Source organism: Photorhabdus temperata (assembly GCF_025384845.1).
GTDB classification, from domain to species: Bacteria; Pseudomonadota; Gammaproteobacteria; order Enterobacterales; family Enterobacteriaceae; genus Photorhabdus; species Photorhabdus temperata.
Window position 1 is genome coordinate 44,996 of record NZ_JAJAFX010000036.1, and the last position, 10,035, is coordinate 55,030.

General features: G+C 36.7%; 10 protein-coding genes and 1 pseudogene. 7 read left to right on the top strand and 4 right to left on the bottom strand.

The annotated features are described in order from the left end of the window. Nucleotides 1–117 precede the first annotated feature (117 nt). From luxC to luxE, 5 genes are all read left to right on the top strand, one after another. Nucleotides 118–1,560, top strand: coding sequence for a long-chain-fatty-acyl-CoA reductase LuxC (gene luxC / locus LGZ99_RS15070; RefSeq protein ID WP_036838348.1), 1,443 nt, complete (start codon nt 118–120; stop codon nt 1,558–1,560). Between the two features lie 13 nt (nt 1,561–1,573). After that, nucleotides 1,574–2,497 (top strand): acyl transferase, encoded by a 924-nt coding sequence (locus LGZ99_RS15075; RefSeq protein WP_023045570.1) that lies wholly within the window; start codon nt 1,574–1,576, stop codon nt 2,495–2,497. Nucleotides 2,498–2,531: 34 nt separating this feature from the next. Then, nucleotides 2,532–3,614 carry a luciferase subunit alpha gene (gene luxA, locus LGZ99_RS15080; protein ID WP_023045569.1) on the top strand — a complete coding sequence of 361 codons (1,083 nt, stop codon included), beginning with the start codon at nt 2,532–2,534 and terminating at the stop codon, nt 3,612–3,614. A gap of 14 nt (nt 3,615–3,628) precedes the next feature. After that, nucleotides 3,629–4,603, top strand: a complete 975-nt coding sequence (luxB, locus tag LGZ99_RS15085) for a luciferase subunit beta (protein ID WP_262979283.1) — start codon at nt 3,629–3,631, stop codon at nt 4,601–4,603. 63 nt (nt 4,604–4,666) lie between these two features. Next, nucleotides 4,667–5,779 (top strand): long-chain-fatty-acid--protein ligase LuxE, encoded by a 1,113-nt coding sequence (gene luxE, locus LGZ99_RS15090; protein ID WP_262979284.1) that lies wholly within the window; start codon nt 4,667–4,669, stop codon nt 5,777–5,779. A gap of 836 nt (nt 5,780–6,615) precedes the next feature. Here luxE and LGZ99_RS15095 read toward each other — a convergent pair. The 4 genes from LGZ99_RS15095 to movA form a co-directional block, all read right to left on the bottom strand. Continuing rightward, a complete protein-coding gene (locus tag LGZ99_RS15095; protein ID WP_023045559.1) occupies nt 6,616–7,158 on the bottom strand; it encodes a GNAT family N-acetyltransferase in 543 nt (180 codons plus the stop codon). Continuing rightward, entirely contained in the window at nt 7,119–7,898 is a 780-nt protein-coding gene (locus LGZ99_RS15100; RefSeq protein ID WP_023045558.1) for a hypothetical protein, read from the bottom strand. Before LGZ99_RS15100 ends, LGZ99_RS15095 begins: the two co-directional genes overlap by 40 nt. 671 nt (nt 7,899–8,569) lie before the next feature. After that, the gene (locus tag LGZ99_RS15105; protein WP_023045556.1) at nt 8,570–8,830 is read right to left on the bottom strand and encodes a hypothetical protein; all 261 of its coding nucleotides are present in this window, start codon (nt 8,828–8,830) and stop codon (nt 8,570–8,572) included. A 58-nt stretch (nt 8,831–8,888) separates the two neighbouring features. Further along, nucleotides 8,889–8,960, bottom strand: a complete 72-nt coding sequence (gene movA, locus LGZ99_RS25025; RefSeq protein ID WP_449301333.1) for a methanobactin-like peptide MovA — start codon at nt 8,958–8,960, stop codon at nt 8,889–8,891. Nucleotides 8,961–9,179: 219 nt separating this feature from the next. Here movA and LGZ99_RS15110 point away from each other — a divergent pair. After that, nucleotides 9,180–9,695: pseudogene (locus LGZ99_RS15110) on the top strand (transposase); the annotation flags it as partial. Next, on the top strand, nt 9,688–9,840 hold the full coding sequence (locus tag LGZ99_RS15115; protein WP_160171153.1) for a hypothetical protein: 153 nt from the start codon (nt 9,688–9,690) through the stop codon (nt 9,838–9,840). The pseudogene LGZ99_RS15110 and the gene LGZ99_RS15115, both read left to right, overlap by 8 nt. Nucleotides 9,841–10,035 lie beyond the last annotated feature (195 nt).

A 10,035-nucleotide genomic window follows, 5' to 3' on the forward strand; every position in this document is an offset into this window, starting at 1 on the left:
TTTTATTTAAACTTTTCATTAACAAATCTTGTTGATATGGAAGTTTTCGTTTGCTATTTTAACAGGTATTGACAAATTAGGTCAGGCAGTAATTACCCCACTAAATGGATGGTAAATATGACTAAAAAAATTTCATTCATTATTAATGGCCAAGTCGAAGCATTTCCTGAAAGTGATGATTTAGTGCAATCTATTAGTTTTGGTGATAATAGTGTTCATCTGCCAATATTGAATGAGTCTCAAGTAAAAGGCATTATTGATTATAATAAAAATAATGAATTACAGTTGCATAACATTATCAACTTTCTCTATACAGTAGGGCAAAGATGGAAAAATGAAGAATATTCAAGACGCAGGACATACATTCGTGACTTGAAAAAATACATGGGATATTCAGAAGCAATGGCCAAGTTAGAGGCTAACTGGATATCTATGATTTTGTGTTCTAAAGGTGGTCTTTATGATGTTGTAAACAATGAGCTGGGTTCTCGCCATATCATGGATGAATGGTTACCTCAGGATGAAAGTTATATTAGAGCTTTTCCGAAAGGTAAGTCTGTACACCTGTTGGCCGGTAATGTTCCATTATCGGGTATCATGTCAATATTACGCGCAATTTTGACAAAGAATCAATGCATTATAAAAACCTCCTCCTCCGATCCTTTTACCGCTAATGCATTGGCGTTAAGCTTTATTGATGTAGACCCTAATCATCCGATAACGCGCTCTTTGTCTGTTATATATTGGCAACATCAAGGTGATACATCACTCGCAAAAGAGATGATGCAACATGCGGATGTGATTGTCGCTTGGGGTGGGGAAGAGGCGATTAATTGGGCTGTAAAGCATGCGCCACCCTATATTGACGTGATTAAATTTGTCTCTAAGAAGAGTTTCTGCATTATTGATGACCCTGTTGACTTGACGTCCGCAGCGACAGGTGCGGCCCATGATGTCTGTTTTTACGATCAACAAGCTTGTTTTTCCACCCAAAACATATACTACATGGGAAGTCATTATGAAGAATTTAAGCTAGCGTTGATAGAAAAACTGAACTTATATGCGCATATATTACCAAACGCCAAAAAAGACTTTGATGAAAAGGCAGCCTATTCCTTAGTCCAAAAAGAGAGCTTGTTTGCTGGATTAAAAGTAGAGGTTGATGCTCATCAGCGCTGGATGATTATTGAGTCAAATGCGGGTGTAGAACTTAATCAACCACTTGGCAGATGTGTGTACCTTCATCACGTCGATAATATTGAGCAAATATTGCCTTATGTTCAAAAAAACAGGACGCAAACCGTATCTGTTTTTCCTTGGGAGGCAGCATTTAAGTATCGGAACGAATTAGCATTAAAAGGTGCTGAACGGATTGTAGAAGCAGGAATGAATAACATATTTCGAGTGGGTGGATCCCATGATGGAATGAGACCGTTACAACGATTAGTGACATATATTTCTCATGAAAGGCCATCTCATTATACTGCTAAGGATGTTGCGGTCGAAATAGAACAGACCCGATTCTTGGAAGAAGATAAGTTCCTTGTATTTGTCCCTTAAATAGGTAAAAAGTATGGAAAATGCATCCAGATATAAAACCATCGACCATGTTATTTGTGTTGAAGGAAATAAAAAAATTCATGTCTGGGAAACGCTGCCGGAAGAAAACAGTCTAAAAAGAAAGAATGCAATTATCATTGCATCTGGCTTTGCCCGGAGAATGGATCATTTTGCTGGTCTGGCGGAATATTTGTCACGGAATGGATTTCATGTGATCCGCTATGATTCACTTCACCATGTTGGATTGAGTTCAGGGACAATTGATGAATTTACCATGTCTATAGGAAAACAGAGTCTGTTAGCCGTAGTTGATTGGTTAAATACACGAAAAATACATAACCGTGGTATTTTGGCTTCAAGCTTATCTGCACGGATAGTTTATGCAAGCCTGTCTGAAATCAATGTTTCTTTTTTAATCACTGCGGTTGGTGTTGTTAACTTAAGATATACTCTCGAAAGAGCTTTAGGATTTGATTATCTCAGTTTGCCCATTGATGAATTGCCGAATAATCTGGATTTTGAAGGCCATAAATTGGGTGCTGAAGTTTTCGCGAGAGATTGCGTTGATTTTGGCTGGGAAGATTTAACTTCCACAGTTAATAGCATGATGCATCTTGATATACCGTTTATTGCTTTTACTGCAAATAACGACGATTGGGTAAAACAAGATGAAGTCATCAAATTGTTATCAAATATTCGTAGTAATCGATGCAAGATATATTCTTTGCTAGGAGGTTCACATGATTTGGGTGAGAACTTAGTGGTCCTGCGCAATTTTTATCAATCAGTTACGAAAGCGGCTATCGCGATGGATAATGGCAGTTTGGATATCGATATTGATATTACTGAGCCGTCATTTGAACATCTGACTATTGCGACAGTCAATGAACGCCGAATGAAAATTGAGATTGAAAATCAAACAATTTCGCTGTCTTAACTCTATCACTTGGATAGAAACAGAAGGACTATCTATGAAATTCGGAAACTTTTTGCTTACATACCAACCACCTCAACTTTCTCAAACCGAGGTAATGAAACGTTTGGTTAAATTAGGCCGCGTCTCTGAGGAGTGTGGTTTTGATACTGTATGGTTACTGGAGCATCATTTCACGGAGTTTGGTTTGCTGGGTAACCCTTATGTCGCTGCGGCATATCTACTTGGTGCAACCAAAAAACTTAATGTAGGGACTGCTGCTATTGTTCTCCCCACGGCTCATCCAGTACGCCAACTTGAAGATGTGAATTTGCTGGATCAAATGTCAAAAGGGCGATTTCGGTTTGGTATTTGCCGGGGGCTTTATAACAAAGACTTTCGTGTATTTGGCACAGATATGGATAACAGCCGCGCCTTAATGGAGTGCTGGTACGGGCTGATAAAAAATGGCATGGCAGAGGGATATGTCGAAGCGGCCAATGAGCATATCAGCTTCAATAAGGTAAAAGTCAGCCCGACGGCATATAGCAAAGGTGGCGCACCGGTTTATGTGGTGGCTGAATCAGCCTCAACCACTGAGTGGGCTGCTCAATTTGGCTTGCCGATGATCTTAAGCTGGATTATCAATACTAACGAAAAGAAAGCACAACTTGAGCTTTATAACGAAGTGGCTCAAGAATATGGGCACGATATTCATAATATCGACCATTGCTTATCATATATAACATCTGTAGACCATGATTCAATGAAAGCGAAGGAAATCTGCCGGAATTTTCTGGGCCACTGGTATGATTCCTATGTTAATGCCACGACCATTTTTGATGATTCAGACCAAACAAAAGGTTATGATTTCAATAAAGGGCAGTGGCGTGACTTTGTATTAAAAGGGCATAAAAATACTAATCGCCGCATTGATTACAGTTACGAAATCAATCCCGTAGGAACGCCGGAGGAGTGCATTGACATCATCCAAAAAGACATTGACGCCACAGGAATATCAAATATTTGTTGTGGGTTTGAAGCTAATGGAACAGTAGATGAAATTATTGCTTCCATGAGGCTTTTCCAGACTGATGTAATGCCATTTCTCAAAGAAAAACAACGTTCGCTATTATATTAGCTAAGGAAAATGAAATGAAATTTGGACTGTTCTTCCTTAACTTCATCAATTCAACAATTGTTCAAGAACAAAGTATAGCCCGTATGCAGGAAATAACGGAATATGTTGATAAACTGAATTTTGAACAGATTTTGGTGTATGAAAATCATTTTTCAGGTAATGGTGTTGTTGGTGCTCCTCTGACTGTTTCTGGTTTTTTGCTCGGTCTAACTGAAAAAATTAAAATTGGTTCATTGAACCACGTCATTACAACTCATCACCCTGTCCGAATAGCGGAGGAAGCTTGCTTATTGGATCAATTAAGCGAAGGGAGGTTTATTTTAGGGTTTAGTGATTGCGAAAAAAAAGATGAAATGCATTTTTTTAATCGCCCTGATAAATACCAACAGCAACTCTTTGAACAGTGTTATGAAATTATTAACGATGCTTTAACAACAGGCTATTGTAATCCAGATAACGATTTTTATAGTTTTCCCAAAATATCCGTAAACCCTCATGCTTATACGCAAGGCGGGCCTCGGAGATATGTAACGGCAACGAGTCATTATGTCGTTGAGTGGGCAGCCAAAAAAGGCATTCCTCTTATCTTTAAGTGGGATGACTCCAATGCTGTTAGATATGAATATGCTGAAAGGTATAAAGTTATTGCTGATAAACAGGGTATTGACCTATCAACTATAGATCATCAGTTAATGATATTGGTTAACTTTAATGAAGATAGTCAGAAAGCGAAAGAAGAGACACGCGCATTTATAAGCGATTATGTTTCTGAAATGCACCCTGATGAAAATCTCGAAAAGAAACTTGAAGAAATCATCACAGAAAATGCCGTCGGAAATTATATGGAATGTATAACTGCGGCTAAGCTGGCAATTGAAAAGTGTGGCGCAAAAGGCGTATTACTATCCTTTGAACCAATGAATGACTTGATGAGCCAGAAAAACGTAATCGATATTGTTGATGTTAATATTAAAAAGTATCACATGTAATAGAAGAATATGGCAGCAGCGCTGCCATAATTTCTAATATTATTTGTAGAGGGTAAAACAGGTATGACTTCATATGTTAATAAACAAGAAATCACAGCAAGTTCAGAGATTGATGATTTGATTTTTTCGAGCGATCCCTTAGTTTGGTCTTATGATGAACAGGAACAAATCAGAAAAAAACTTGTGCTTGGTGCATTTCGTAATCACTATAAACATTGTCAAGAATACCGTCGCTACTGTCAGGCACACAAAGTAGATGACAATATTACGGAAATTGATGACATACCTGTATTCCCAACATCAGTTTTTAAGTTTACTCGCTTATTAACTTGTAAAGAGAGTGAGATTGAAAGTTGGTTTACCAGTAGCGGCACGAATGGTTTAAAAAGTCTGGTGGCGCGTGACAGACTAAGTATTGAGAGACTTTTAGGTTCTGTGGGTTATGGCATGAAATATATTGGTAGTTGGTTTGATCATCAAATGGAATTGGTCAACTTGGGGCCTGACAGATTTAATGCTCATAACATTTGGTTTAAATATGTTATGAGCCTGGTGGAATTGCTATATCCTACAACATTCACTGTAACAGAAGAGCGGATAGATTTTGTTAAAACATTAAATAGTCTTGAACGAATAAAAAGTCAAGGAAAAGATATTTGCCTTATCGGTTCGCCATACTTTATCTATTTGCTCTGCAATTATATGAAAGATAAAAATATCTCATTTTCTGGGGATGAAAGCCTTTATATCATAACGGGAGGAGGCTGGAAAATTTACCAAAAAGAATCCCTGAAACGTGACGATTTCAATCAGCTTCTATTCGATACTTTCAACCTCAGTAATATGAGTCAGATCCGCGATATATTTAATCAAGTTGAACTCAACACTTGTTTCTTTGAGGATGAGATGCAACGTAAACATGTTCCGCCGTGGGTATATGCGCGAGCACTTGATCCTGAAACGTTGAAACCTGTGCCTGATGGAATGCCGGGTTTGATGAGTTATATGGATGCGTCATCAACGAGTTACCCGGCATTTCTTGTCACCGATGATATCGGGATAATCAGAAGAGAATATGGTAAATATCCTGGTGTACTCGTTGAAATTTTACGTCGTGTTAATACGAGGACACAGAAAGGGTGTGCTTTAAGCTTAACTCAAGCATTTGACAATTGACATCTTGCTAATTTTTTTGCGACAGCCCCTACTCAATGTCATCGTATCCGGTCAAGAAAAAGAGAGCATCAGTCAGTTTTATGGCTAAATTTTTCTGAGACATGAAGAGATTAGTTTCAGGGATGAGGCTAATCGAATAATAGCGAGTTATTGGCGGCATGTTGAGAGCTAATTCCAACAGGAACACTTTTTTCAAAAGTATTTTATCACCCAGTTCTAAATGGATAAACTTTACAGGCACAGTGGATAATCATATTCTACAGAAAGTTACAGTTTGACAGGTAGAACAAAACCGACTGGGATTAACTTAGATATGGAATATGCTGGGATTTCGATTGAATAATAAATCAGAGTTAATAAAATATGTTGAAAGTCTGGGTTTTGAAAAATACTTTGATGAATATTGGCGCAAGGATAATGTACTCATAAATATAAAACAGAATGATACAAAGCGTACCATTTTGTTTTTAGTTGAGAAGAATTAAAATACATTATCTTTTCTTGTACTGTAACCTGTGAATTTTTAGACCTTATAAGCAAAAAGCTCAGGTAACTAACCTGAGCTTCCAGACCGTTGACAAACCCCGTTATTTTCAATGAGGTTTGCCAACGTCTGAGTTGATTAGAAATCAGCTTCAACACTCTGTTAACTCTCATCTAATGTAGGAGTACCCCGACGATCTGAAAAATGCTATTTACACGGAAATTCTTCACCTAAAGCCCTTATTGATAACACGGCAAGGCGCGTATTCTGACTAATTTCTTCTTTATGATTAATAGCGTAATCATCATATACTCTCCATATGTTGTTCCTTCCACAAAAAATCTTAGCTTAATCACCGGTTGTTTGCCACATTGTCTATTACTGTTTCAGATATTCCTTTAGTCATATAGTATTCATCTGTCAGTTCACCATTTATAAATAGTGAGCTAGTTCTGATGCCGGAAAAAATAAAACCTGATGACAAATACAGCTTTATTGCCAATGTGTTTTTTATTGCAACGGTCAATTCAAGTCTACTAATTCCATTTTTCCGTGACCAGTCTTGCGCTTTGTCGAGTAGGGTTCTTGCTATGCCTTTATTTCTATATTCTTTTTTTACTCCAAGAACAATAGAACCCAGGTGCCTGTTCCTGTTGAACATCCCTCTAGATATAACAATGAATCCAACAATTTTCTTGCTATCTTCGCATATTAACATTTGCCTGTCTTTGCCGAATCCTTTTATTATATCAGTCTGTTCTTCAACACTTGTTTTTCTTTCTTCTGGTTCAAGCAACATAAATTCCGATGTGTTATCCAAATCATTAAAAAAAACAATGAGATTTTTTGCGTCTTTTACGTTAACTTCTCTAAAGACAAAGATTTCTTTTTCCATAGCGAGTACCATATTAATGAGATTAGCGTATACAGTATATTACTGCATACAAAAGTCAATAAGATTTCGAATGATGTCGGGCTAATTAATGTAGAGGTGACCACAAGTACTGTGATAATGGGAATCACCTTAAGATATACAGATTTTGAATTTGGTGATTTGCTCCTTATTCTGTTAATAATAGATACGGCAATCAAGTCAAAGAATATGACTAATGCACAAGTTATTATATCTATTGTTTCTGTTAGCGTATTGAATACCATCAAACTGATTAATGGTGAGACGGTTGAAAAGATAATAAGGTAAAATAAGTTGGTACCTATCGCTATATTTAAAAAATTGTTTTCATCACTTCTGTAATTTGCAGCCAATGAAATAACAGCAGAAAATCCCGTGACAAATAGGTAATTCATAACCCCCATGTAAACAAATAATTTTGATAATTCTATGTTTGAAATTAATGTCGATACAAACCTTATTAAAATAGACATCAATACCACTAATGATGTAGATGTTAAAGCCTCATTTATTCCTATATTCACAATATCCTTAATGTAAGGTAAGTCAATTTTTTTCCATTTTATAAATTTCATTAATGGGATTGAAGATGAGATGGCCATGTATGCCCTTGAGATACTGATAGCAAGAGCAATAGAAAATATTAAATCACCAGTAAATAAGTATAATGCAATCATGGCGAATACATTTGTTAATATACTGAATGAGTTGACTTTTACCATGTACCTTTCTTGTTTTGTAGACTCTAGAATTGCGCAGTTAACAGAATATATACATAATGGTATAATGCCGATTGATAGTATCAATGCTATTTTTTTGGTTACTGTATGGTCACTGTAATAATGTATTGATATCACAGATATTAGAGTTATTAATAAGCCTGTTATCGTCCCTGTTATTAAAAGCCAAGTGTAGATAGTAAAAAAATCCGGCATCGTCTGTAGACAATTGATATATTAGTGCGGTAATAATAAGTTGCATTGCCATGTTTAATATTCTACTCTTAAACATTGTTATCGATGGCAATATAATACCCTTGTCAAATATATATAATTTCTTTTCTTCTATCATGAGATCCATCATCCATAATATCAATCTTAGCTATGTATAACTTTCTTGCAATTGACGCTTTTTTTGACTTTTTTGCTATATATATTTAGAGTTCATGATATGAAACGCTACCGGTAATCCTTTGCTTATGTCAAGTATTGAGTCAGGAGAGCATTGTAAAAAGTTATCTATTAATATCTCTATGAAATCGACCTTTCTCAGTAATATTATCTCCTTTAGAACGCTTAGTTCTCTATTTCCAGACCAATTGGTTCCTATTTGCATGATTCACCTATTCAGAAAACTTTCGAATGATTTTAAATAATGAACTGAATTTATAGTTTCATCTTCCTGTTTTTTCCGTATTGATTATTCGTGGTATAATGTTATTAATATAGTTACAGCCTGATTGCATATCTTCTGTTATTGCACTTCTGGCAATGTGAAGAGAGAATTTTCCATTGTATCTTTCGAATGGAGTTCTTTTTTCTGCAACTGATAAAATATTGTATGCAGTAATCCCTAATTCTATCATCGATACTTTACTCGGTATGTGTATTTCACCGCTAAGAAAATTAGGATTAAAACCACATGCTATTCTCATGCCCGCCTCCTTATGTAGAACATGGCCAACCAAATTGGTTAGCCATACGCCAATATCTTTATTTATTGTATGAACCGCAGGTCATTTCTTTATCTTCAACTTCAACTTCAACAGATGTTTTCTTTTGCATGTTTATATCCTCGATTTAATTTTAAAAATGACTTTCTATAAAGTCACCTCACTATATAATTTATAATATTCACAGTGTCTTTTTATTTTATTTTTAATTGTGATTTATATCACAATAAATGTTAGTAGTATGTTATGATCAGGTTATTGACAAAGTTTTGATTTTTCACCCCGCAATTTACTTTAATTAAGCTCCGTTCACTAAACTGGGCTTGCCACCATGTTAAGAACACCACCCTATCCAGACTTTCCCACCAGAAACGCACTTGTTTGACGAGCTGGTCCTTAAAAATCATTTGGTCCGTTAAGTCGATGCCGTCATTGATTTCGAATTTATCCGCGAATTAGTAGTCCCATTGTATTGCCACAATAATGGCTGACCGGCTATCGATCCAGTTATGTTGCTCAAGATGATGTTACTGGACTATTTTTATTTGGTATTTCCAGTGAACGCCGTCTGGTACAGGAAATTCAGGTTAATATGGTTTACCGCTGGTTTCTGCGCCCCGGACTGACAGAGAAGGTCCCTGATTCCTCAACCCTGAGTCAGAAATGTCGTCGTCGTTTCAGTCACAGCGAGGTCTTCCGGCAAATTTTTTACAACATTGTTGAGTAAGAGATCGCCAAAAAATTGGTCGGTCGACGGGTACTCTGTACTGACAGCACCCGTTTGAAAACCAGTATCAATTTGCACAAACCAAGGAACGAACAGCGAGCTGTGCCTCCCTGTGTCTATTAAAGCAGTATCATGGGCACCATTAGGCCCGTTTTTGTGGGTTGCTGAAAGTAAAAATACAATGCTTTTTGGTGGCAACAGTTCAAAATATCAAGCAGATAGAGTTGCTGATTTTTATCTGTGGATGGGGGAATATTTAGTGTAGCAGGGTCCAATAATGGCATCTGGGTGAGTGCTCAGACCAGCTTAGTGAGAAAAAATAGGCACAGTATTTTTCATAATGAAAAAAACAAACCTCATTATTTTGAATGGAGTTTGTCAGCGGTCTGAAAGCTCAGGTAACTAACCTGAGCTTCTCTTCAAATTCTGGCGGTGAGGGAGGGATTGACTCGCTAGCGCT